The sequence below is a fragment of the Nocardioides sp. genome, from assembly GCF_030150155.1.
In the GTDB taxonomy this organism is placed as follows: domain Bacteria; phylum Actinomycetota; class Actinomycetes; order Propionibacteriales; family Nocardioidaceae; genus Nocardioides.
This window is the reverse complement of sequence record NZ_JASLGR010000029.1, coordinates 41985-66243: the sequence shown is the minus strand read 5'-3', so window position 1 is coordinate 66243 and position 24259 is coordinate 41985. Positions and strand designations below refer to the sequence as shown.

Annotated in this window: 17 protein-coding genes and 1 CRISPR repeat array; of the genes, 14 read left to right on the top strand and 3 right to left on the bottom strand. The window is 69.7% G+C overall.

The window, feature by feature from the left end; all coding sequences use genetic code 11:
• From cas3 to cas2e, 8 genes are all read left to right on the top strand, one after another.
• The coding region (gene cas3 / locus Q1V88_RS08610; protein ID WP_300680480.1) for a CRISPR-associated helicase Cas3' at window positions 1-2721 on the top strand (2721 nt) is incomplete at its 5' end.
• Window positions 2718-4322 carry a type I-E CRISPR-associated protein Cse1/CasA gene (gene casA, locus Q1V88_RS08605; RefSeq protein WP_300680479.1) on the top strand — a complete coding sequence of 535 codons (1605 nt, stop codon included), beginning with the start codon at window positions 2718-2720 and terminating at the stop codon, window positions 4320-4322. The genes cas3 and casA, both read left to right, overlap by 4 nt.
• On the top strand, window positions 4319-4990 hold the full coding sequence (casB, locus tag Q1V88_RS08600; RefSeq protein WP_300680477.1) for a type I-E CRISPR-associated protein Cse2/CasB: 672 nt from the start codon (window positions 4319-4321) through the stop codon (window positions 4988-4990). The genes casA and casB overlap by 4 nt, the downstream gene beginning before the upstream one ends.
• Entirely contained in the window at window positions 4987-6135 is a 1149-nt protein-coding gene (gene cas7e, locus Q1V88_RS08595) for a type I-E CRISPR-associated protein Cas7/Cse4/CasC (protein ID WP_300680475.1), read from the top strand. The genes casB and cas7e overlap by 4 nt, the downstream gene beginning before the upstream one ends.
• Window positions 6132-6833: a type I-E CRISPR-associated protein Cas5/CasD gene (cas5e, locus tag Q1V88_RS08590; RefSeq protein WP_300680473.1), complete on the top strand. Its 702-nt coding sequence runs from the start codon at window positions 6132-6134 to the stop codon at window positions 6831-6833. Before cas7e ends, cas5e begins: the two co-directional genes overlap by 4 nt.
• Window positions 6833-7483, top strand: a complete 651-nt coding sequence (gene cas6e, locus Q1V88_RS08585) for a type I-E CRISPR-associated protein Cas6/Cse3/CasE (protein WP_300680472.1) — start codon at window positions 6833-6835, stop codon at window positions 7481-7483. The genes cas5e and cas6e overlap by 1 nt, the downstream gene beginning before the upstream one ends.
• Complete coding sequence (gene cas1e, locus Q1V88_RS08580; RefSeq protein WP_300680470.1) at window positions 7480-8430, top strand: type I-E CRISPR-associated endonuclease Cas1e; 951 nt, start codon at window positions 7480-7482, stop codon at window positions 8428-8430. The genes cas6e and cas1e overlap by 4 nt, the downstream gene beginning before the upstream one ends.
• On the top strand, window positions 8424-8771 hold the full coding sequence (cas2e, locus tag Q1V88_RS08575; protein ID WP_300680468.1) for a type I-E CRISPR-associated endoribonuclease Cas2e: 348 nt from the start codon (window positions 8424-8426) through the stop codon (window positions 8769-8771). Before cas1e ends, cas2e begins: the two co-directional genes overlap by 7 nt.
• A gap of 44 nt (window positions 8772-8815) precedes the next feature.
• Window positions 8816-12384: direct repeats of the CRISPR family, unit length 28 nt; unit sequence GTCCGCCCCGCGCCAGCGGGGATGAGCC.
• 142 nt (window positions 12385-12526) lie between these two features.
• On the opposite strand, the gene Q1V88_RS08570 is transcribed toward cas2e, so the two are convergent.
• Both Q1V88_RS08570 and Q1V88_RS08565 read right to left on the bottom strand, forming a co-directional pair.
• Entirely contained in the window at window positions 12527-13543 is a 1017-nt protein-coding gene (locus Q1V88_RS08570; RefSeq protein WP_300680466.1) for a hypothetical protein, read from the bottom strand.
• 123 nt (window positions 13544-13666) lie between these two features.
• Window positions 13667-15310: a hypothetical protein gene (locus Q1V88_RS08565; protein ID WP_300680464.1), complete on the bottom strand. Its 1644-nt coding sequence runs from the start codon at window positions 15308-15310 to the stop codon at window positions 13667-13669.
• Between the two features lie 399 nt (window positions 15311-15709).
• On the opposite strand from Q1V88_RS08565, the gene Q1V88_RS08560 reads away from it, so the two are divergent.
• The 6 genes from Q1V88_RS08560 to Q1V88_RS08535 all read left to right on the top strand — a co-directional run bounded on the left by Q1V88_RS08560 (window position 15710) and on the right by Q1V88_RS08535 (window position 23655).
• Window positions 15710-16444, top strand: a complete 735-nt coding sequence (locus tag Q1V88_RS08560; RefSeq protein ID WP_300680463.1) for a hypothetical protein — start codon at window positions 15710-15712, stop codon at window positions 16442-16444.
• 221 nt (window positions 16445-16665) lie between these two features.
• Window positions 16666-18504 carry an Ig-like domain repeat protein gene (locus Q1V88_RS08555; RefSeq protein ID WP_300680461.1) on the top strand — a complete coding sequence of 613 codons (1839 nt, stop codon included), beginning with the start codon at window positions 16666-16668 and terminating at the stop codon, window positions 18502-18504.
• Window positions 18505-18657: 153 nt separating this feature from the next.
• Entirely contained in the window at window positions 18658-19416 is a 759-nt protein-coding gene (locus Q1V88_RS08550) for a hypothetical protein (RefSeq protein WP_300680459.1), read from the top strand.
• Window positions 19400-21409, top strand: a complete 2010-nt coding sequence (locus Q1V88_RS08545; protein ID WP_300680457.1) for a hypothetical protein — start codon at window positions 19400-19402, stop codon at window positions 21407-21409. The genes Q1V88_RS08550 and Q1V88_RS08545 overlap by 17 nt, the downstream gene beginning before the upstream one ends.
• Window positions 21410-21644: 235 nt before the next feature.
• Window positions 21645-22427 (top strand): hypothetical protein, encoded by a 783-nt coding sequence (locus tag Q1V88_RS08540; protein WP_300680455.1) that lies wholly within the window; start codon window positions 21645-21647, stop codon window positions 22425-22427.
• On the top strand, window positions 22417-23655 hold the full coding sequence (locus Q1V88_RS08535; protein ID WP_300680453.1) for a helix-turn-helix domain-containing protein: 1239 nt from the start codon (window positions 22417-22419) through the stop codon (window positions 23653-23655). The genes Q1V88_RS08540 and Q1V88_RS08535 overlap by 11 nt, the downstream gene beginning before the upstream one ends.
• A 9-nt stretch (window positions 23656-23664) precedes the next feature.
• On the opposite strand, the gene Q1V88_RS08530 is transcribed toward Q1V88_RS08535, so the two are convergent.
• The gene (locus Q1V88_RS08530) at window positions 23665-24231 is read right to left on the bottom strand and encodes a hypothetical protein (protein ID WP_300680451.1); all 567 of its coding nucleotides are present in this window, start codon (window positions 24229-24231) and stop codon (window positions 23665-23667) included.
• Window positions 24232-24259: the final 28 nt, after the last annotated feature.

Below are 24259 nucleotides of genomic sequence, written 5' to 3'. Positions count from 1 at the left end.
GTCTGGGGCAAGTCTTCCGGCTTCGACGGTGATGACTGGCTCCCGCTGGTTCAGCACCTCATCGACTCCGCCGACGTGGCGGACTTCGTCTGGGAATGGCTCCCGCTTCATACCCGCCATCAGATCGATTCCGATCTGCCCAAGGACGCTCAGGATGGCAGAGCCCTTCTGCGGTGGCTCGCGGCCAGCCACGACTGCGGCAAGACATCACCCAGTTTCGCCTCCAAAGTGCCCACCTTGGCCGACCACATGCACGTCCACGGCCTCGTTCTCCCCCAAGCCCGCTCCGACTTCGCCAAGGCCCCTCACGGCCTCGTCGGCCACGTCATCATGGTCCGCTGGCTCCGTGAGCGGTACGGAGCGTCCCCCACGTCAGCCAGGTCCTACGCGGTGGTCGTCGGTGGCCACCACGGTGTGCCGCCCACCAGCTCCCAGATCGAGTTCGTCACCGACCGACCGCACCTTGTCGGGATGGGCACATGGGTCGACGTACAGAATGAAATTCTGGACGGGATGGCCACCTACGCCGGAGCCACCGCTTACCTCCCGGTCTGGGCCAACCACCGGATCAGTCCCACCACGCAGGCGCTCCTGACGGGGGCGGTCATCGTGTGCGACTGGCTTGCCTCCAACACGGACCTGTTTCCGTTCGGTGACGCTGACTCACGTCGGGCCGCAGAGGCCTGGGACCTCCTGCAGTTGCCCGCCGCGTGGCGTCCCGATCGAGCCACTGCCACGGCGGCAGAGTTATTGCCCCTCCGCTTCCCAGGAGTCGGCACCACACCTCGCCCGATGCAGGACCTGGCGGTCGATGCCGCCCGCACGACCTCCCAGGCTCCGCTGATCATCATCGAGTCCGCCATGGGCAGCGGGAAGTCCGAGGCCGCGCTGATGGCTGCCGAGGTGTTGGCAAGCCGGTTCAACTGCGGGGGTCTCTTCGTCGGCCTACCCACGATGGCCACCTCTGACGGCATGTTCCGCAGGGTGTTGACCTGGGTCGATCACTTGGATTCAGGGCCGACCTCGATCCACCTCGCCCACGGCAAGGCGGGGCTCAACGATGGTTACGCGGGCCTGACTCGGATCGACCACCTCACTCCTGTCTACGACGACGACCTGTCCGACGACCGCGCCACCGCGCTGGTGCATTCCTGGCTCACGGGCAGGAAGAAGGGGGTCCTCGCGACGATGGTGGTCGGCACGATCGACCAACTCCTCTTCATGGCGCTGCAGTCCAAGCATGTAGCGCTGCGCCACCTCGCTTTCGCGGGCAAGGTCGTCATCGTCGATGAGGTCCATGCTGCCGATGACTTCATGCGGACGTTCCTGCGGCGCGCGCTGGAATGGCTGGCGGCGTACGGCGTCCCTGTCATCCTGCTCTCGGCGACGCTGCCCAGCTCTCAGCGGGCGGAGCTGGTCAACGCCTACCGTGCCGGGCTGGGACTCGCTCCAACCTCAATCGTCCCCAGCACGGCGTACCCGCTCGTCACGGTTGTCGACGGAGACTTCGTCACCGAGTCGACCACGACGGCCGCAGCCGACGTCACCCGACTGAAGGTCACTCACATGTCCGATGACCCCGACGCCCTCGTCGCACAGGTCACGACGTGGGCGGCCGACGGCGGATGTGTGGCGGTGATCTGCAACACCGTCACACGTGCCCAGACTGCCGCTCAGACCCTGCGCGAGCACTTCGGCGCCGATGTCGAGCTTCATCATTCGCGCTTCATCGCCGCCCACCGAGCCACCCGCGAAGAGCATCTCCGCCATGAACTCGGCCCCGACGGCGAACGACCGCGCCGTCGGATCGTCGTGGGCACCCAAGTGCTGGAACAGTCTCTCGACGTCGACTTCGACGCCATCATCACCGACATCGCCCCCGTCGACCTCGTCCTCCAACGTGCGGGCCGGCTCCACCGGCATCAACGAGAGCGCCCCTCCGGCCTGACCGAACCGCACCTAGCGATCCGTGGCATCACCGAGTGGACGGCCGAGGGACCGGACTTCGAGAAGGGATCCCGGGCGGTGTACGGCGAGAGTCGGCTCCTCCGCTCGGTGGGTGCGCTCGGGCTCACAGAAGATGCCACCACCTCCATCAGTCTCCCCGGCGACATCCGGCCTCTGGTCGAGACCGCCTATCGCGTGGACCCAAGTGTCGCAGCGGCATGGCGGGGACGCGCCCAGAAGGCCGACGCACTCCACGGCGAGGAGGTGGCGGCCTCGGTCGACCGCGCCGGACACTTCCGGCTCGACAGCATCGAGGACCTGGAAGGCGACTTGATCAACTTGCTGGAGGACTCTCGCAAGGACGCTGAGGACGCGCGCGGGACTGCCCGGGTGCGCGACTCCGAGGACGGCATCGAGGTGATCGTCGTCCAAACGGTCGACGGTGTGGTCCGCTTCGTCGACGACGGCACGCCGAGCGGCGGCACCGCCCTGCCCGTGGACGCCGGGGCTGTCCCCGAGAACCGCCTCGCCAGGGCGCTGTCGGCGTACACGGTCCGACTTCCGCTGACCATGACGCTCGCACCAACTGATTTCGACAAAGTGCTCACCGCTTTGGAGAACGAAGGCCACGATGGCTGGCAGCAGTCCCCGTGGTTGGCCGGGCAACTGGTCCTGCACCTCGACGAGGAGTGGCGCGCCTCCGTCGCCGGATTCGACCTGACCTACAGCATGACCGACGGCCTGACCGTCGCCCGAGAGGAGACACCAGCGTGACGACGTTCAACCTGATCGACGAGCCGTGGATCCGGGTAAGGCTCAGCACCGGCGATCTCACCGAAGTCTCGCTAATCGGCGTCTTCGCCCGCGCACACGAGATCACAACCCTTGCTGGTGAGCTGCCGACCCAGGACGTGGCAGTCCTGCGGGTGCTTCTCGCGGTGTTGCGCCGGAGCCACCCCGATGCTCGGGGCACCGAAGCGTGGCAGGCCCTGTGGGAGCGAGGCTCCTTCGACCCCGCTCCGATCACCACATACGTGGAGACGCACCGCGAGCGGTTCGACCTGCTCCACCCGGTGACGCCGTTCTTCCAGGTCGCCGACCTTCGTACGGCGAAGGGTGAGTTCACCGACCTGGCACGGCTGGTCGCCGACGTCCCTGCCGGTTTCGCCTACTTCACCACCCGCGCCGGCGACGCTCTCGACACGATGACGTTCGCCGAGGCGAGTCGGTGGCTGATCCACTGTCAGGCCTTCGACCCGTCGGGGATCAAGTCCGGCGCTGTCGGGGATGATCGGGTCAAGGGTGGCAAGGGCTATCCGATCGGCACCGGGTGGTGTGGCCGACTCGGCGTGGTCGTGATCGAAGGCTCGAATCTCTTTCAGACGCTGCTCCTGAACAGCCCCATCGCCAAGCGCGACAGCGATCCGGCGCTGGATCTGCCGGTCTGGGAGCAGAGCGCGCACACCGCAGCCACGTCACGCCTGCACCCGACAGGTCCCGCCGACCTCCAGACCTGGCAGCTCCGCCGACTCCGCCTGGGACACGATGGAGAGAAGGCCACCGCTGTCCTCATCGCCAACGGCGACCCGCTCCACGCCAGCAACCGCTTCCGCGACGAGTTCATGACGAGCTGGCGCAACAGCGAGGCGCAGAAGAAGGCACAGAAGTCGAACGACGACGTCTTCATGCCCCGCGAGCACCTTCCCGAGCGGTCGATCTGGCGTGGCCTTGCCGGCCTTCTTGCCGAGGGCGAGGCGGGTTCGTCCGGCAAGCCCGGCCGCTGGCTGACGTGGTTGAGCGACCTGCGTGGCGACGAGGCTCTGGCGCGCTCCGTCCCTGTCCGGGTGCGCACGATCGGGATGATCTACGGCCCCCAGAGCTCCACCACCGCCGACATGATCGACGATCGTCTCCAGGTCGATGTCGGGGTGCTGGCCGACCCGCACATGCGAGCGCTGGCAGTCGACGCAGTCGCCGACGCCGACAAGGCGGTCCGGTTCGTCGCCTCCCTCGGAGGAGAGCTCGCCCAGGCGGCCGGTGGGTCGGGCGATGTGATCGCCACTGCGCGCGGGCGCGCCCGGGAACGAGCGTACGAAGCCCTGGATCAGCCCTACCGCCAGTGGCTCCGTGCTCTGACGCCCAGAACAGCGACCGACGGCGCCCGGGTCGTCTGGCACGACCTCCTGCGCCGCACCCTCGCCTCGGTCGTCCGTGACCTCATCGTCGCCGGGGGTCCCGCAGCCTGGACGGGTCGCGAAGAGACACAAGGCGACAAGACGTACTTCTACAACGCCGGCCACGCCGAGGCCGTCTACCGCCACCAGATGCGCACCACATTCCCAGCCCCGTCCTCCTCCGAAGGAGATGCAGCGTGACCACCGAAACCACCGAACCGCCAGGCACTGATGGAGTCACGACAGGCGACGTCCTGTCGGCGTACGTCGGAGCGAGGGCCAGCCAGCTGCAGAGCCGCTACGGCCAGGACGAAGCCAAGGCCGTAGCCGCCCTCGCCCGCCTCCGTCGTGCGATGACAAGCGACGGCCGGCTCAATCCGCAGGTCTGGGACGTCTTCGACGAGATGCCACCGAAGCTGATCTGGGAACGCGACGAGCCCAGTCCGGCGGAGCGAGCGGCGATCGCGGCACTGACCTTGTTCGCCACCCACCAGCAGTCCCGCCGGGACAAGGGCATGCATCACGGCGGCCACTCGCACAGCCTGGGACGAGCAATGGCGACGTTGAGCAGAGGCTCCGAAGGACAGGGCGTCACTGAGCGCTTCCGGGCTCTCACCCGTGCCTCCGATCTCACCAGCGTGCTCTCCCACCTCCGGGCGCTGGTCACCCGACTTCGCGGCGCGCGCATCCCCCTGGACTACGCAGCGCTCGCCAAGGATCTCTACGACCTCCAGTTCCCCGGCGGCATGGACTCGGTCCGGATCCGCTGGATTCGCGACTTCCACCGGCCCGTCCGGGCCGAAGCCGACTCGCCCGCCACTGACACAGCAACGACGACCGACCCCACCGACTCAGGAGACGACGCATGACCACCTTCCTTGACCTGCACATCCTCCAGACCGTCCCGTCGAGCAACCTGAACCGGGACGACACCGGCAGCCCCAAGACCGCGACGTTCGGCGGAGTCAAGCGGGCACGAGTGAGCTCACAGGCCTGGAAGCGCGCCACGCGACGTGACTTCGGCTCCTACCTCGATTCCTCCGACCGGGGCGTTCGAACCCGCCGGATCATGGCCGACCTGGTCGGGCGAATCCGGGATCTCGACTCCTCGCTCGACACCGAGACGGCACTCGGACTGGCGAAAGACGTGATGGCGGCCGCGGCCGGCATCAAGTTCGAGAAGCCGAAGCGTGGCAAGTCCACCGACGAGGCCTCGACCGAGATCGACCTCGATCTCAGCAGCTACCTCGTCTTCATCAGCAACCAACAACTCGCCCGCCTGGCCGAGCTTGCCCTGACCGGACGCGACGGCACCACCATCGACAAGGCCGCCGCCAAGGACGCGCTCAAGGACGGCAACGGGATCGATGTCGCGCTCTTCGGTCGGATGATCGCCGACGCACCCGCGTACAACGTCGACGCCGCAGTCCAAGTCGCCCACGCGATCAGCACCCATGCCGTCGAGACGGAGTACGACTACTTCACCGCGGTCGACGATGCCAAGACCGACGAGGAGGACGCCGGTGCGGGCATGATCGGCGTGATCGAGTTCAACTCGAGCACGCTGTACCGCTACGCGACGATCAACGTGGATCAGCTCGAGGAGAACCTCGGCGACGTCGACACCACTGTCCGCGCGGTGGAGGCGTTCGTCCAGTCGTTCATCGAGAGCATGCCGAGCGGCAAGCAGAACACCTTCGCCAACGGCACCCTTCCCGACGCCGTCGTCCTGCAGGTCCGCGACCGCGCGCCGATCAACCTGGCCGGCGCCTTCGAGAGCCCCGTCCTGCGGCAGCAGGGCGAGGCCATCTCGACCACCTCGGCTCGAGAGCTGGCCAAGCGGTCCCACGACATCGAGGCCTCCTTCGGCAAGACGCCGGCGGCGTCGTACCTGGTCAGCGGCAACGCCGCCATCGCCAAGGAGTTGGACGGCCTCGGCGAGCCGGTGAGCCTGGCGGACCTGGTCACCGCGGCCGGCGAACGGGCGCGCGAGGCGCTGCAGGAGTCCGCGTGAGCGTGCTGCTCCTGCGGCTCGCCGGACCGCTGCAGTCCTGGGGCGACGCCAGCCGCTTCACCCAGCGCCACACCCGCACCGAGCCCACCAAGAGCGGTGTGATCGGTCTCCTCGCCGCAGCGCTCGGCCGTCGACGTACCGACCCGATCGAGGACCTCGCCGCGCTCAGCTTCGGGGTACGAGTCGATCAGCGCGGACGGATCGAACGGGACTTCCAGACCGCGATCCGCTGGTCGGATCGCAAGCAGGAGTCGATGCCGCTGTCGTACCGCTACCACCTCACCGACGCGGTCTTCGTGGCGGGCGTCCAGGGAGATCACGCGCTGCTGGAGGGGCTGGCCGAAGCGGTCGAGGCTCCGCACTTCCCGCTCTATCTCGGACGGCGGGCCTGCCCGCCAATGGGACAGCTCAACCTGGGGGTGCACGAAGGTGACCTCGAACCGTGCCTGCGAGCAGCTCCATGGCAGGCTGCAAAGTGGTACCGGACGCAGCAGGGGACAGTCGTCGATCTGGAACTGGCCCTCGACGCCGCCCCCGGGACGCCCCTGGCCGAGACTGCCCGCGACGTGCCCTTGAGCTTCGATCCGGTGCGCCGGGAGTACGGCTGGCGCGATGTGATCCGCCCCGAACCTGCCCGCATCACCAACGAGCTGGGCCGATCCGAGCCCGACTTCTTCGCAGCGTACGGCGGTGCCTGATGTTCCTGACCCAGATGAACCTCAACCCCGCACGCCGGGGCACTCGCAGCCTGTTGGGCTCACCCCAGCGGATGCACGCTGCGGTGATGCTGGGCTTCCCTCCCGGAAGCACCACCGACGGTCCTGAGGGCCGTGTGCTGTGGCGCATCGACCACAGCGATCACGCTGAGAAGCTGTGGATCAGCAGCCCGTCCAAGCCCGACCTGACCCACATCGTGGAGCAGGCCGGCTGGACGACAGCACCCGATCCCTGGCGCAGCGTCCAGACCGACAGCTTGCTGGACCGCCTCACGACCGGACAGGAGTGGATCTTCCGCCTGACCGCCAACCCGGTGGTGAGTGTGAAGCAGGACGGCGGGCGCGGCAAGCGCGTGCCATGGCTTAGGGCCGGCGAGCAGGTGGCCTGGCTGGAATCGCGTAGCAGCAGACTCGGCTTCAGCCTCACGCACGCCGATGTCACAGGCCAGGACGAGATCTCGTTCCATCGCGGCACCGACGGAACCAACCGCAAGGTCACCCTCAACCGTGCAACCATCGACGGGGTCCTCACCGTCACCGACCCGACGCTGTTCCGTACGGCCCTGACGCACGGCGTCGGCAAGGCGAAGGGTTACGGCTGCGGACTGATCACGTTGGCTCCCCCGCGATGAAGCCGATCCCCGGCCCTGCACCGGTCGACATCTCGGAGCTCGTCCGAGCCCAGGACCGGCTGAGCTTCGTCTACCTCGAACGATGCGTGGTGCATCGCGAAGGCAACGCGGTCACCGCGACCGACGAGCGCGGCGTCGTACACATCCCGACCGCCACTCTCGGTGCGCTGCTTCTCGGGCCGGGGACCAACGTGACCCACCAGGCGATGGTCCTGCTCGCCGAGAGCGGCGCAACGGCGGTGTGGATCGGAGAGCGCGGCGTGCGCTACTACGCCCACGGACGTGGACTCTCGCAGTCGAGCCGGCTGGTGGGGGCCCAGGCAGCCGCCGTCAGCAACCAGTCGGCCCGCCTGCGGGTGGCCCGAGCGATGTACGGGATGCGCTTCCCAGGTGAGGACGTCTCCACCGCCACGATGCAGCAACTGCGGGGCAAGGAGGGAGCGCGCGTACGCCGGCTCTATCGTGAGCTCGCTGAGGAGTGGGGCGTGGAATGGGGACGTCGGGACTACAAGCTGACGGACTTTAGTGACGGCAGCGCGATCAATCAGGCGCTCTCGGCCGCGACGACCTGCCTGTACGGCGTCGTGCACGCCGTCATCGTCGCTCTCGGAGCCTCTCCGGCGCTCGGCTTCGTGCATGCGGGACACGCCCGATCGTTCGTCTTCGACGTCGCCGACCTCTACAAGGCCGAGGTGGCGATCCCGATCGCGTTCCAGATCGCCTCGGAACCGCGTGACGACATACCGGGCGACACCCGCCGTGCCGTCCGTGACGCGCTGCGCAACGGCCACGTCCTCGAACGGTGCGCCCGTGATGTGAAGCGCCTGCTCCTTCCCGACCAGGAGGACCACGAGCAGGAGTGGAATGTGGTTCACCTCTGGGACGGCGGCGATCGGGTGGTGCGCGGCGGGACGTCGTACGGGCTGGAGGAGGAGGTGCCGTGGTAGTTCTCGTCGTCACCGCCTGCCCGGCCGGATTGCGGGGCCACCTCACTCGCTGGCTGATGGAGATCAGCCCCGGAGTCTTCGTCGGCCAGATCAGCGCTCGCGTGCGAGACCTGATGTGGCTGCGAGTGCTCGACCTGGCAAAGGACGGCAGGGCGATCATGGTCCACAGCTCTGACAATGAGCAGGGGATGGAGTACCGCCTCCATCGACACGATTGGGTCCCCGAAGACTTCGACGGCATCTGGCTGATGCGCCGGCCCAGCGATGGCGAAGCCACTCCGGCCCTGAGGAAAGGATGGAGTCGAGCCGCCAAGTCCCGCCATGCGGCACGACGAAAGTGATCCAATTCCGGCACTTTGTCTGGCATCCTTGCAGGTCAGGTAGTGTCCGCCCCGCGCCAGCGGGGATGAGCCCCCGACGTGCTGATCATGTTTCACTCCGCACTCGTCCGCCCCGCGCCGGCGGGGATGAGCCCATCACTCTCGATGCACCCGACCACCCGAAGCACGTCCGCCCCGCGCCAGCGGGGATGAGCCCTGCTTGCTGCAATGCGCGACCGGATCGCCACCGTCCGCCCCGCGCCAGCGGGGATGAGCCCCGTTCACCACCGCGGCCGCCGGCGCCTGGGTCGTCCGCCCCGCGCCAGCGGGGATGAGCCCGGCTACTCGGACCTGGTCGACCGACCAGGCATGTCCGCCCCGCGCCAGCGGGGATGAGCCCGGCCTGGCCCTCTGCGACCTGTGCCAGTACGCGTCCGCCCCGCGCCAGCGGGGATGAGCCCTCTGCACGCGACCGGGACCTGGAGGCGGGCCGGTCCGCCCCGCGCCAGCGGGGATGAGCCGAAGACGAAGGCAGCAGCATGACCACCCTCGCAAGTCCGCCCCGCGCCAGCGGGGATGAGCCGGGCCGCTCGGCGTCGTACAAGGTCGCGCTACTGTCCGCCCCGCGCCAGCGGGGATGAGCCCGGGGCTGAGAACACGCAGTCCGACGAGGGCGGGTCCGCCCCGCGCCAGCGGGGATGAGCCCGCCCGGGCTGTCGTCGTGCCAGAGCGTCACCGGTCCGCCCCGCGCCAGCGGGGATGAGCCCTGGGGCGACCGAGGGCGAATCCAGGCGTACCGGTCCGCCCCGCGCCAGCGGGGATGAGCCCTGAGCCTCATGGCCCTGGGCGACTGCGAGACCGTCCGCCCCGCGCCAGCGGGGATGAGCCCGCCCAGAAGTGGCAGAACAAGGTCGACAACTTGTCCGCCCCGCGCCAGCGGGGATGAGCCCGGCTGAGCGAGCTCATCAAGAAGGCCGCGACGGTCCGCCCCGCGCCAGCGGGGATGAGCCCGTCGACGCCCGCCTGCGCCTGGACGCCAAGACGTCCGCCCCGCGCCAGCGGGGATGAGCCCTGGATCCGCGACCCGTTGGTGAAGATGATCTCGTCCGCCCCGCGCCAGCGGGGATGAGCCCTCTTCGTCCGGGGTGTCGATGGCGTCGCCAATGTCCGCCCCGCGCCAGCGGGGATGAGCCCACGTCTCGATCTTCGGGCACAGCATGGCGACCGTCCGCCCCGCGCCAGCGGGGATGAGCCCTGGCGAAGCCCTCCGCACACTACGCAAGACGGGTCCGCCCCGCGCCAGCGGGGATGAGCCCTGCGTCATCGCCGTGGCGGCGATCTCGGCCGCGTCCGCCCCGCGCCAGCGGGGATGAGCCGGTGCCCTACGCCTACGAGGTCGTCTCGCTGGCGTCCGCCCCGCGCCAGCGGGGATGAGCCGTCCCCCCTCGCGCACGCGGTGATATTGCAAGAGTCCGCCCCGCGCCAGCGGGGATGAGCCTGGGTGGAGCGGTTCGAGGCGCTGCCGGACTGGGTCCGCCCCGCGCCAGCGGGGATGAGCCCGGCTTCAGATCGAGTACGTCGACGGTCGCGAGGTCCGCCCCGCGCCAGCGGGGATGAGCCCTCGTTATGCCAACGCTCGCGATCAAGAATGAGGTCCGCCCCGCGCCAGCGGGGATGAGCCCTCCCGAACTTCGCGTCCTTGTTCGACGTCGCCGTCCGCCCCGCGCCAGCGGGGATGAGCCCGGGACCGACTACCTCCAGGCCGACGGTCCGGTGTCCGCCCCGCGCCAGCGGGGATGAGCCCGCCGCAGTGACCTACCTCGCCAAGGCCGAGAAGTCCGCCCCGCGCCAGCGGGGATGAGCCTTCCTCACGCACCAGGGACCGAGCACGCCGGACGTCCGCCCCGCGCCAGCGGGGATGAGCCGTCTGCGATGGATGCGTGATTGCCTTTGGGCCGGTCCGCCCCGCGCCAGCGGGGATGAGCCCAGGGGCATCGGCGGGGCATCGAACGCGACTTCGTCCGCCCCGCGCCAGCGGGGATGAGCCCGGGCGACGTTCCGCGTCGGGAAGTGCTTTGCTGGTCCGCCCCGCGCCAGCGGGGATGAGCCGGACAACGAGGGCGGCCTCGGTGGATCGGTTCTGTCCGCCCCGCGCCAGCGGGGATGAGCCCGGCCAAGGCCAAGCGCTCGCCCTGCGAGCTCTGTCCGCCCCGCGCCAGCGGGGATGAGCCGCAGTCCGGGTACGCGGTGGCAATGTCGGACTTGTCCGCCCCGCGCCAGCGGGGATGAGCCCGGCGCCTGTCCGTCACGGCGGTGCCCCGGCCCGTCCGCCCCGCGCCAGCGGGGATGAGCCCCGGGTGGCCTGAACGATCCCCGGCGAGCGCCCGTCCGCCCCGCGCCAGCGGGGATGAGCCCACGACCACGAGGTGCGAGATGTGCGCCAAGACGTCCGCCCCGCGCCAGCGGGGATGAGCCCTCCTCGGCGACCGTTCGGCCGACCAGGTCCGTGTCCGCCCCGCGCCAGCGGGGATGAGCCGGAGCCGACGCCGTGAGCAAGGCATACATCCGCGTCCGCCCCGCGCCAGCGGGGATGAGCCCTCCAGTGGCTTGAGGAGCACCGAGGGGTCATAGTCCGCCCCGTGCCAGCGGGGATGAGCCCACGTTCACCGACGAGTACGGGGCCGGGCAGGTGTCCGCCCCGCGCCAGCGGGGATGAGCCGTCGCCGTCGCCCCAGATCGACACCAGGATGCGGTCCGCCCTGCGCCAGCGGGGATGAGCCCTTCTCATCGTTGGAGCGGTTCCGTGACGAGAAGTTTGCCCCGCGCCAGCGGGGATGAGCCCGGGCAGCACTGGTGGCGTGACCTCGTCACCCGGTCCGCCCCGCGCCAGCGGGGATGAGCCGACGCGGCCCTGCTTGGTGATCGACACCGTGCCGTCCGCCCCGCGCCAGCGGGGATGAGCCCGGGTGCGCCTCAGGCTCAGATCTTGCCGAGAAGTCCGCCCCGCGCCAGCGGGGATGAGCCCCCGGTCAGGGTGTTCGAGATGCCGTCGGCGACGTCCGCCCCGCGCCAGCGGGGATGAGCCGGAGGCCGAGTCCTTCCGGATCGTCCGGCACATGTCCGCCCCGCGCCAGCGGGGATGAGCCCCTTGCCCCGGCGCACTACGGCTGCAACAGCGGGTCCGCCCCGCGCCAGCGGGGATGAGCCGCACGGGCTGGTGTTCTGGAAGGCGACGTCCCGGTCCGCCCCGCGCCAGCGGGGATGAGCCCCTCTTGTGTTTCGTTGACGTGGCGTTGCGCCCGTCCGCCCCGCGCCAGCGGGGATGAGCCCTCGTCGGTCTTGCTGCGGCCCTGTACGGCCGCGTCCGCCCCGCGCCAGCGGGGATGAGCCGCCGCTGCGGGTCGATGGTCCGGTCTGGCATCTGTCCGCCCCGCGCCAGCGGGGATGAGCCCGTGACGGCCTTGTTGACGGCGGTGGTGCCGACGTCCGCCCCGCGCCAGCGGGGATGAGCCCGTCTACCGCGAGAACGCCAATCTGATCGGTTTGTCCGCCCCGCGCCAGCGGGGATGAGCCCATGCCGGTCAGAGCGTGAGTCTCACCGTGGTCGTCCGCCCCGCGCCAGCGGGGATCAGCGGGAGTCCGGTGTCTCCGGCCTGCCCGTCATTTACTTCACCTCCAACACCGTCAACCTGCACGTCCCGCCATAGGCACCACGATGCCCGGCGGCAGTGAACCTGCCGCCGGGCATGTCGTCATTCAGAACCTGGAAGGACCGTTCAGCTCGAGGGGCGGGGCGGGTAGGGCAGGGTCATCGGGCCGGCACACCCCGTCTTCTTCGGGGTGCTGGCGCCGGGCGGGAACGGCCACCGCTGCCCGTCGATATGTGGCATATGGTCGCTGCACTCGAACGGGTCGCTGCTGACGGCCTTGATCGGGTTGCCCGGCCCGGAGGCCGAGACCGTCATCAGTGCGGAGATGTCGTCGCCGGTCGCCGTGCGGCATCCGGTGAAGGGCGGGATGGTGATGGTGCCTTCCATGTAACCGCCGTGGAAGGGGCTGTAGAAGGTGGTCGGGTCATGGCTGGCGAACCAACCGGGTTCGTCTTGTGGCGTGTCAATGATGTAGCCCGGCCCCACCAGATGGATCGGCGCGGGAGTCCTAGTGCGGCAGCCGGGGCGCAGGCCGACACTGCGTCCGTCGATCTTGACGGCCTTGACCTCCACATTCAATGCGTCGTCGACGACAACGGGCTCCGAGATGATCTCCGAGTAGGGTTCCCCCAGGTGGCGTGCCACCCATCGCCCATGCAGTACTGCCCTGATCGGAATCGGATAGCCATTGCGGCGACGCTGGCTGACCTGAATCGTCGCCTCCACGGGCATCAGCCCGAACCCCACGCTCCGCACCGTGGCGGGGGCAAGATAGCCGTAGTTCGCGGGCGCGCCACTCGGCGACACGATGTAGGCCTCGCCTACGGCCTCTCCCCGTTGCACATTGGCCGGGTTGCCCGAGCTGTCCACCTGCGGAACTCCAACGGATCCCTGCATCGTCGCCTGGGCCCGCGCCACAGATATCCCGACCGGGTTTCTGAACCATTGGGCCGCCTTCGTGCTGTACCCCATCCCTCCCACGGCCGAGCCGTACCAGGCGTCAGCAACGTCGACCGCGTTGGGGATTCCCGGCCACCAGTCGTCGGCTTTCGATGATGGCACCGCGGCCATCACTGCTGCTGCCATCGCCGACGCGAGCAGGAGTCGGACGGTCGATCTCGGGCGCATCCTGGGCAGATTCATGAGGGATCCCTTGCTTCTCAACGGAGGCCCCGGGCGGCACGTGGCCGCCCTCGCGGGACCCTGACAGTCCGATGTCGGTGCCTGGCGACTCCCGAGCCGCCGCCAGGCACCGACACGCGGGTGCTACTTGACGCGGAACGTCGCCCGCGCGCTTGCGGGCTTCACCAGGCTGTTGCCGCCATAGGCGATCACCAGCGCGTACGTGCCGCGGTAGCGTTTCTTCGACTTCCCCTTGACTGCCTTCAACGCCAGCTTGGAGAACTTCGCGATCGTGACGCTGAGGGCCCCGCTCGCGGGCACCCGCAGCGTCGTGGTCACCACTCGCTTGGGGCCCTTGGAGACGGTGAGGGTCACAGCGCCGGTCGGGGCCTTGGCCGCGACCACCTTGCCAGCGATGCTGACCTTGGCGCCCTTCTTGGCAACCTTGAGACTCGTCACCTTGATACTGGCGGCCACCTTCGCCACCACCGGCGGCTTCGGGGCCGGGGCGACCGTGACCGGGGTCGAGGTCGACGTCACCGTGGTCTCCCCGGCCTTCTCAGCGGTCGAGACGTAGGCGATGGTCTTGCCCTGCAGGCCCGTGAGATTCAACGTCGGCGAGGTGTTCCCCGAGGCCACCCCGTTGACGTACCACTGTGAGGACACGGAGGTCGGTGAGGCGGAGAACGTCCCGGGCACGCCCGTCACCGTTCGCCCGGCCACGACTGCGCCGGTGACCGAGGGCGGTACGGCACTCAACATCTTGGTGACGATCACCATGGCGTTGGACATGCCAACGTCAAACTGGGCGATGTGCTTGCCCGCCAACGCGTCAGAAGGCACGTCGGCCCAGTCCTGCGGGCCCGCAAAACCGCCCGTACGCCATAGATGCAGGCTGCCGACCTCGTCCACCGCCATCACCGAGCCGTACTCCTGTTTGAAGGCGACGATCGCGTGGCCTGTCATCGACGGTGGCAGCCACGGCAGCAGGTCTCCACCAGCAGTCCGGTAGGCCGAGCCCCAGGGGACGACCGAGCCATCCTTCAGGAGAGCGAGTGCCCCGTCACCGAACCGCGAGACCGCTGTGACGTTGCCCGACTCTGTAACCTCCGGCGGAACAAACTCCGGCGGGGGGTTGTAATCGCCCCGGAATCCCCAACTCACCACGGTGCCATCGGCGGTCAGCGCCGAGACCATGTCGGCACCGCCCGACAAGGCAGTAGCCCGCAATCCGGTCGGCACCGCCCACAACGCTGCCGTCGTGGTGGTCGTGCTGGCCGGGGCTCCCCATACGACCACGCTGCCGTCGGTCTTCAACGCAAAGGCCACGAACCCGACGATGAGGAGTTGTTTGACGTCCCTCAGGCCGGCGGGGACATCCAGCGGGTCCGACCCACCCCAATTGATCCCCCACACCGCGACGGTGCCGTCCTTCAAGATCGCACCCGCATAGCTGCCATCGGAGCCAGTGAGCTGGACCGCCCCGATCTCGTTCACCCGAGCCGGGATCCGTGAGACCCCGGCCGGGTTACCCCCTGCGGCGAGCACCGTCCCCGAAGCGGTCAACGCCAGGATCACGCCGCCGACATCCACCGTCTGCACGATCGCCACGTCCCGCATCGCCGCCGGCAACGGCAGCTGACCGCTATCGCTCAGCCCCCACGCGACCAGCTCGCCGGCCTGGGCCAGCGGCACCGCCGCGCTCTGCATCGCCGGGATGCTCCACCCCGACGCCTCCTCCGCCGCTGCCGGCCTGGTCGGCTCCACCGCCGCCACGCCACCGGCCATCAAGCAGACCGTAATCACGACTGCCGCCACTCTCCGTCCCCGCATTGCACTCCTCCAGCCACACACCCTGGCCCGAATGGCACAGGAATGCCCCGACCGTAAGAAGCCCTGTGACCCGGAAGCGCCGGCCTCACCCGGAAATGACGGAAATCACCTGACCGTTGTGAGCCTGCTAGCAAAACCGGGCGACCCCGGCAGATTCCTCCCGCTACCGCTTGCCTTCCCCCGTCGCCAGCGTGCCGCTTGTACGCCCACGCGTCTCACCCCGCAAGGGGAACGCCGCGAAAGGTCGCGTATCCCGATCATTTCCGCGATGGCCGGCGTCATCCGCGGCAGGGCCCGTGACGCTGTCTTCGACGTCGAACGGCGTCGATACGACACACAGAAAGCGACATCCCCATGCGAAAACTCCTTCTCAGCCTCGGCACCGTCGCGGTGGCGCTGGGCCTCGCCCTGGCCCCCACCGTCGCCCAGGCGGTCACCCCCAGCGGCAACCGGATCGGCGGTGCCACCGGCACCCAAACGTTCACCGGAGTCGGCAAGGCTCCCATCACCGCCACCGTCGCCGGGCTCGTGAGTGTCACCTGCACCAGCGCATCGGCCAGCGGCACCGTCTCGGCCGCGTCCCCGGTCCCTGCCCCGTGGCTCTCGGTCAACAACCTGAGCCTGAACTGTCCCTCCATCATCCCCAGCCTCGCCGTCGTGATCTCCTATGACACCAAGTGCGTCACCGCGGCCGGGATCGGCTTCAGCGCACCGTCCTCGACCACCGCACTGACCACCATGGCCAGCGCCGTCGCTCCCTTCGCGGGCCCTTACGACACCGCTCTGACCGGCACCGCCAACTTCGGCACCAGCGGCGCCAGCGGCACCAACGGATGCGTCAACGTCAACTTCGGCAACGGGGCCTGCACCTTCCAGCTCTGGGGCAACGTCGGCTACACCTTCGACGAGACCCCCAAGGCCGGCCCCCCGGCCTCCCAGCTGCTCACCCTGGACGGCACCCTCACCATGGCCAAGGTCACTGGAGGATCCTGCGTCCCCGGCCTCATCGCCAATGGCAACGCCGTCACCCTGCACGTCCCGCTCAACATCACCACCGGGACCGGGGGACTGATCGACTTCATCCCCTGATCAGTCAGAGCACCACGCGGTAGACCATCACGATGCCCGGCGGCAGCGACCTTGCCGCCGGGCATCCCCCACCCGCCGAATCTTTGTCACGCCGATGACAACGGCGACGACGACCGGGCCTCCCGCCGTCGTGAGGCCGCTTCACCATGCCCGTCGCGCCCCACGATTCAGTCCACATCCGGGGGGACGGGACATCCCTCCGTCACCGAAGGAGACTGACCATGCATCTACGCACCTGGCTCGCGGTCACTGCGGCAAGTGCGATGGCCTGCGGCGTCGCGATTGCCACGCCGGCCACAGCACACGCCGAGACCCCCGCCGATCCGGTCAAGGCCGGCACCGTCCTCGCCTGGGGCGCGGACTCTGCCGCGAGCTCGACCACCATTCCCCCGGACCTCGGCTCGACGGTGGTGGACGCCGCGGCCAACTCGGCCAGCACCGCGGTGGTCACAGCCGATGGCACGTTCAGCATCTGGGGGGACCCCACCGGGTTTGTGCAGATGAATGCTCCGACGAACGTCACCGACGCCACCGCCGTGGCCTTCGACGCCGGCGGCTACGCCGGCATCCTGCTCCACCGCGACGGGACCCTGACCACCTGGGGCGGATTCTTTGATCTGAGCACTGGGAAACCCGACCACGTCAAGGCGTTCTCGCTCTGCAACGGCGCCGCCTTCGCCGTCACAACCGCCGGCAAGCTCGTCACCTGGGGCTACGCCCAGGCGGCCTCCGTCACCACCTTGCCGCAGTCCATCAAGGATCTGAGCGACATCGTCGACGTCGCCGTCACAGGCAACGGAGGGATCGTGTTGCGCCGCGACGGCTCCGTGATGGGCTGGGGGAACTCCGCGACGTACACCGCACCTCCGATCCCGGCCGGGACCAAGGTCACCCAGATCGCGGGCGGCTACTTCTCGCTCGGAGCCGTCCTGGCCGACGGCACCGTGCAGGTCTGGGGCGAGAGCTCCGCTCCGCCGGCGAAGACCTTCCCCGGTAAAACGGTCGAATCTCTGGCGCTCGCTGGCGACGCCGCCGTCGTCCTCAAGGACACCGCCACCGGGGCGACCAGCGTCGCCGTGTGGGGCTCGGAAGGCAGCCCCTATGCCGCCGACCTCAGCAATCAAGCCAAGCTCGACGAACTGGCCAATCAGCCGATCACCTCGATCGCGATCGGCGAAACCCACGCCGTCGCCGTCATCACCGGCTTCCGCACCGCCACCGAGGCGACCGTCACCGGTACCCCCGTCGTGGGCAGCACGCTGACCGCGAATCCTGCCACCTTCTCCATCGCGCCTGATGCCCCCGCGACCGGCCAGTGGTTCGCTACCCGCGACGGGGTCACCACCCCGATCGAGGGCCAGACCGCGACCACGATGACGGTGACCGACGACCTGATCGGCGCCACCGTCTCCTATCGGACCACCGCGACACGTGGCTCCGACACGGTGACGTCCACCTCCGAGCCGACCGCGGCCGTCACCGCGCCGGTGGCCTCCACCGTCAGGCTGGCGGTCTCCCCCGCCGGCGGCGCCTACGGCACCCGGCGCACCGTGACCGCAACCGTAGCCACCGCTACCGGACCGGCCACAGGATCCGTGGCGTTCGCCACCGGGGCCCTGCACGCCACCGTCGCGCTGACCGGCGGCAAGGCGACCTGGACCCTGCCCGCCACCCTGGCGGTCGGGACCCACCAGCTCACCGCCTCCTACACCGGCACCACCGGCACGAAGCCGAGCAGCGCCCGGGCCACCGTGACGGTCGCCAAGGCCTCCTCGACCCTCCTCACCTCGTGGAAGGCCAAGGGGAAGACCCGGAAGGTGGTCGCGAAGGTCACCCTCACGATCACGGTCCGCTCCGGCGCGGCCGTCTCCAAGGCCGGCACGGTGAAGATCCTGATCAAGGGCAAGAAGACCAAGCGCGCCACCGCGACCGTCAACGCGGCCGGGGTCGCCACGGTCACCGTGAAGAACCTCAAGCGCGGCACCTACACGATCTCCGTCGACTACGCCGGCAACGGCACCATCGCGGGATCCCACGCCACCCGGCGGGCTCGCTTCTGAGCCATCACCTCGTGAGGCGGGGCGTACTACTCCCTGCTGCGCCCCGCCTCACCCCTCGGTCTCGGGAGGACCGACATGCAGCACCGCCCGCACCCACGACTGACCCGACCGACCCGGCTCCGGCCCGGCTCGCGCCTCCTCGCGATCGGGAGCGTGACGCTCCTCGTCGCGGCCGTCCTCCTCGCACGGGCACCCTCGCTCGCCTCGTGGACCGGCAGCACCACCCCGACGAGTGCCTCGACAGCCTTCGCCGTCGTACGCGGCCCGCTTCCCACCACACCGCCACGGCTGCGAGCCGCCCGGGCGCCGCTCAGCACCGACGAGCGTGGCTACGCCGTCCGGCTGGCGCTCGGCACCCTCCCTCCGACTTCCCGCGACGTCGACGGCCAGGCCGGCGCCGAGGTGCTGCTGGCCGACCTCCCCCTCGTCCCGACCGAGCGGAGCCGCCGCCTGGTCGAGGTGGTGCTCTACGACTACACCGACAACACCACCCGGCAGGCGACCGTCGACCTGAGCAGCGGCACAGTCGCCAGCACGCACAGCGCCCGCGGCGTACAGCTGCCGCCGACCCCCGCCGAGACTGGGATCGCCCTGCAAACAGCGTTGAGCGCGACTCCGCATCCACGCTTCGTGGCCGAGTACCGCTCCCTCACCCACACGCCGTTGGTCACCGCCGAGCAGGTGCACGCCATCGGCCTGACCTGGAGGAGCACCGCAGCGGCCCTCGACACCACCGTGTCCGGAGCCTGCGCCAGCCACCGATGCGTTCGCCTCCAGATCGACCTCCCGTCCGGCCGCTACCTGGACACCTCCGACTTCGTCGTCGATCTCACCGTCCGCAGGCTCATCACCACCCCAGTGGCTCCGACCGACCAGCTCGAGAACGAGCAGCACGATGCCCACCACGACTGACCCGGCGCGCAGGCCCCGACGGGGCCGGCACCTCCGCCTGGTGCCCCTGGCGCTCCTGGTGCTGACCAGCCTGCTGACCCTCGCCCCCGCCAACGCGTCGGCCCCTCGGTCGGCGGCCACCGCCGCCCCCGATCTGAGCTGCGGCGTCGCCGAGGTCACCCGCACACTGCCGACCGGTTCGGCCTGGCGGATGTGCGTGCGGGTCCACGACTTCACCGGTCTGGTCGCCGAGTCGATCCAGTTCAAGCCCGCCACCGGATCACGGGAGTACGACGGCTGGCTGCCGGTCATCGACTCCCTCACCCTGGCCCAGCTCCACGTCCCGTACGACCACGGCCTGGTCGGGTTCAACGACGTCACCGGCACCGGCCTGGGCGGACCCCAGCTCGTCGCTCAGAACGCGACCACCTGCGCCGGCACCACCATCCCCGTGGAGCAGTCGCTGGTCAGCGGATCGGCTCACATCGAACGGACCATCCCCGGCATCTGTCTCGCCACCACCTCCACCGGACTGGCGTGGCATGCCCAGGACGATGTCGGGGTCACCGCCGACCGCTACGACTCCCGGGGCAGTGCCCTGGAGGTGTCCTCGCTGTCCCGGGTGGGATGGTACGAGTACCAACAGCGCTACACATTCACCGACCAGGGGCAGATCACCGTCGCCCTCGGCGCGACCGGGGACATCGGTCAGAGCACGCTGCTGTTCCCCACCGATCCCGCCCTCGGCTGGCAGGTCGGCCCCGCGACCACGACCACCACCACGGAGACGGGCCAGCCCGGCGCCGCCTCCCACTGGCACAACGCGATCTACCGCGTCGACTTCGGCATCGGCGCCGGACCTCAGCAGGTCCAACGCTGGGACTACGCCCCCTCGTCCACCTCGGCGTATCGCCTCGACGGGGTTCCGACGACGGAGGCCCGAGCCCTGATCGCACCCGCCGACACCCCGCGTACGACGTGGTGGCGCGTGCTCAACCCCGCCTCACTCAACCCCGACGGGCACCCGCGGTCCTACGAGATCGCCAACGACACCGTGCAGGACAGCTTCTGGTCGATGACCGACTTCAAGGTGGCCTTCACCAACGCGGCTCCGTGCCAGCAGTACGCCTGGGACAACCTCGACGCCGGCTGTCCGGGTGAGGGCATCAGCGACTACGTCAGGAACGATGCCGCGCCCCTCACCGACCCGGTCGCCTGGATCAACACCGGCTTCCACCACATCGTGCGGGACGAGGACCAGTCCCCGATGCCGACCCACTGGCAGGAGTTCTCCCTCGTCCCGCGCGATCTCCTCGCCCAGCAGGCCACCACCCCACCGGAGCGGTCCTGCATCAACGGTGGTCCGCTCTCGCCGGGCGGCTCCTGCGCGGCCGTCAGCACCGCGGCGCCGGTGCTCAGCGCCACTCCCGGGCCACTGCGACCGGGCTCGGTCCTGACCACGTCGCTGGGGACCTGGAAGGCCGCACGTGGCCTGCTGCGCTTCCAGTATCTCTGGCTCCGCGACGGCGCCCCGCTGACCGCCACGGGGCCCGACGGACTCGCGAGCGCGGTCACCACCGCGGCGTACACGCTCACGGCGGCCGACCAGGGCCACCGGATCAGCGTGCGGATCTTCGCGTCGGCGGCGGGGATCATCCCGGGTGCCGCCACCTCGGACGCGGTCCTGGTCCCCGCCGCACCTCGCCCCACGACCCATCCCAGCCCCACCCGGGTCGCGCCCCACCTGAGTCTCGACCTGCGTCGGCGACACCACCGCGCGATCCTCACCCTCACCGTCGGCGGACGACTCGGGCCGGCCACCGGCAGGGTCGAGATCCGGGGGCGCGGCTGGACCCGCGTGCGGAACCTCAGCGGGGGCCGGGTGCGCGTGACGGTGCGAACTCGAGCTCTACGGACCAGCAGCCGCGTGCGCGTCAGCTACGCCGGGTCGAGCGTCTACCTCCCCCTCCGGCGCAGCTGGACAGTGGCACACCTGCTGCGCCAGGGGAAATGACATGGGAGAGGCTTTAGTCCCATCCGTTAGTACCGGGGTGACTATTTCAGCCCCGGAAAGAAGAAATTTGGCCCCGAAACCGGCCATCTTCACCATCTCGCGTTTGAGACCTTCCCAGAACCTCAGAATGACAGGAAGAGATCAGGACCAACCTGATCGCTCTCGGAGACGTGAGATGGTTCCCCACGAGATGGTTCAGCAGCGTTCCGCACGCCCGTCGTCACCCGGCATTCGCGTGCCCTCAGCACGGCGCCGAGCCGACCTTGCCCCCGCCGCCGCGGCAGCGATCGCCCAGGGGTACTGGAAGACAGGCAGCACCGCTCTGGTGCTCTGGGTCTGCGGTGTCGGCCCCGACACTGTCGCGAGCAGCAGCCTGCCACCGCTTCCACGTCGACCGGCCGGGCTGACCGGCAGCTGGTCCCGCCCGATCCATGCAGGTGCCGATCACGTGGTGTATCTGTCCCCGCACGAGCTCGAGCACCGGTTCCGTCTCACCCTCGCCCCGCGGATCCTCCGCGCCGACCGGATCGTGATCGCCACCCCTGCCTTCGCCCCCGACGTGATCCGGCCGGCCTACGCCGAGGCCGTCACCGCGTTCCGTCTGCTGGCCCGTGCCGGCACCAGGCCGACCCGACGCGTGCAGATCACCCGACCGGTCGGTCTTCACGATCACCAGAGCGAGATCACCATCGGTGACATCGACGACGTCGCTCGCTACCTGGCTCCGCTGATCCATGCCGGCACGACGACGCTCACCACCGATCTGCGTGTCCTGAGCGCGGCGGCTCGCGGGGCCCGGAGCGGGGTGCAGCTGGCCCACCAGGCCGGCGTCTGCGAGCGGACCGCCCGGGTCCACCGGCGCAAGCTGGTCCAGGAGCTGGGGCCGCTCGACTTCGACGTACGGATGCAGGGTCTGCTTCTGACGGTCCTGCCCACCCTCATCCATTGGGAACAGGCGCGGACGATACCCGGCGGCGTCCTGAAGGCACTGGCACGAGTGGCCTCTCATGGCGGCTGAGGCCCAGACCTCCGACGCCGGCACGCCGCGTCGCCGTGGGATCACCCGTCATCTCGCCACCGCCCTCCGCCCCGCCATCCTCGATGCCGTGGAGGTGGTGCGCGCCTCCATCCCGGGGCTGGAGTGCGCCACGGGCAGTCCCGAGCATCGACTGATGCAGCAGGGTGCCAACGTCACGCTCCAGATCCTCACCATGCCGACCAAGGATCGCGCCCTGCAGTGGGACGGTGCGGCCGGCTTCTTCGGTCGGCTCGGCTGGATCGCCGCGGAGCAGCACCGCTCCCCCAAGCTGCTCCATCTCGCCGTCACCCACGGCGCCCTCGCCACCTACCGCGAGCTCGTCCGCGACGGTGCCGAGCGCTCCGCCTCCGTGACCTCGACCGACATGCTCGAGCAGCTCCTCAGGCTGGGGGAACGGCTCAGCACCGAGCTCCAGACCGGCTACGACCTCCGGGTCAAGAGCTCCCCCACCGAGTACGCCGCGCTCTGGGCCGGCCTGAGCGACACGGATCCTCAGCGCCACCTCGAGCCCCGACGTGGTTCCGCGCTCGCGGCGCTGGCCCACGCCTCGGCATGGCCGATGCCGAGCCGCTGCGCCGTCATCAGCACCGACGACGCCGCCGCCGCTGGCTTCCTCACACGGCACCCCGCGACCCTCGCCGGCCCGCCTGATCGCTGGCAGACCTTCCTGGTCGATGCCGAGGTCCAGGACGCAGTCGTCACCGAGGCAGCGCAGCACTTCCCCGGCGTGACCCTCCTGCAGGGCTGGGACTGTCCGCATGACAAGGTCCATCTCGCCCTCCGCTGGGCGCACCGCCTCGCCGCGATGGTCGAGGCGAGGATCCTGCCCGGCGGGAGCGTGGTGCACTGCTCCGACGATCCCCTCCAGTTCTGGCTCCGCGCCGACCTCAGCGTCCGGGAGCGGCTGGTCCAGGACGTCCTCGACCCGCTCCTCGCCCTGCGCGGCACGGCCCGGATCAACCTCGCCGAGACCCTGCTCGACTGGCTGCAGGTCGGTGGTCCAGCAGCACAGAGCGCGGCTCGTCTGGGCGTCCACGTCCAGACCGTGAGGAACAGGCGACAACGGCTGCGGACGATGTTCGGTGAGGCCACCCTCGAAGGGCCTCGCCGCCCCCTGCTCACCGCAGTCCTGCAGGCGACGGTTCCGCTGTGGCTCGCCGGGGACGAGCACGACTTCCGCTCCCATGCCGAGCGTGGGCCGGGGTGAGGGCCGGGCTCAGTCGCTGAAGAACGCCCCAAACAGGAACGCGAAGACGCCGCCACGGAGGAGCTGCCTCTTCGTCAGCCTCACCGGCGGCAGCCGGAACTCGGTCGGCGGGGCCTCGCCCCGCGCCTCGGCGGCAGCACACAGCACGGTGCGCGCCATCAGGTCGGCATCCGTCGGCTTGGTCCGTCGATGCGACCACAGCCCGTTGCCGACCAGGCTGGTCGACTCGCTACGGCCGTCAGCGCAGACGAACGCCACGCCGTCGCCGGACGAGCACGTCGCCTGGACGATGTCGCGCACCGGAAGTCGCCGGGTGCTGAGGAAGACGAAGAGCAGCTCGTCACGTTCCAGGACCACCCGCCACCGGAACACCGCCGGTGGCACCGCGACGAGCGCCGCGATCACGCAGAGTGCCTGCAGGCCCTGGTCCTTGAGGGACTGGTCGTCCCCCGTCAGCAACAGCCACGCGCAGGCGGTGCCGCCGACCAGGCCGAGGAGGCCGGTGAGGACCTTCGCCGGGAGGCTGGGGCGCCAGACGACGCCGCCCGTCGGGCTCTTCGCGACCGTGAGGAACACGGTGTCACCCTAGGGCTCCTGCGCCGTT

Bases quoted from the DNA above. Each gene is read 5' to 3' on its own strand.
- cas7e (WP_300680475.1), top strand. From the start codon at position 4,987: ATGACCACCTTCCTTGACCTGCACATCCTCCAGACCGTCCCGTCGAGC.
- cas6e (WP_300680472.1), top strand. From the start codon at position 6,833: ATGTTCCTGACCCAGATGAACCTCAACCCCGCACGCCGGGGCACTCGC.
- cas1e (WP_300680470.1), top strand. From the start codon at position 7,480: ATGAAGCCGATCCCCGGCCCTGCACCGGTCGACATCTCGGAGCTCGTC.
- Q1V88_RS08570 (WP_300680466.1), bottom strand. From the start codon at position 13,543: ATGAATCTGCCCAGGATGCGCCCGAGATCGACCGTCCGACTCCTGCTC.
- Q1V88_RS08565 (WP_300680464.1), bottom strand. From the start codon at position 15,310: ATGGCCGGTGGCGTGGCGGCGGTGGAGCCGACCAGGCCGGCAGCGGCG.
- Q1V88_RS08560 (WP_300680463.1), top strand. From the start codon at position 15,710: ATGCGAAAACTCCTTCTCAGCCTCGGCACCGTCGCGGTGGCGCTGGGC.
- Q1V88_RS08555 (WP_300680461.1), top strand. From the start codon at position 16,666: ATGCATCTACGCACCTGGCTCGCGGTCACTGCGGCAAGTGCGATGGCC.
- Q1V88_RS08545 (WP_300680457.1), top strand. From the start codon at position 19,400: ATGCCCACCACGACTGACCCGGCGCGCAGGCCCCGACGGGGCCGGCAC.
- Q1V88_RS08535 (WP_300680453.1), top strand. From the start codon at position 22,417: ATGGCGGCTGAGGCCCAGACCTCCGACGCCGGCACGCCGCGTCGCCGT.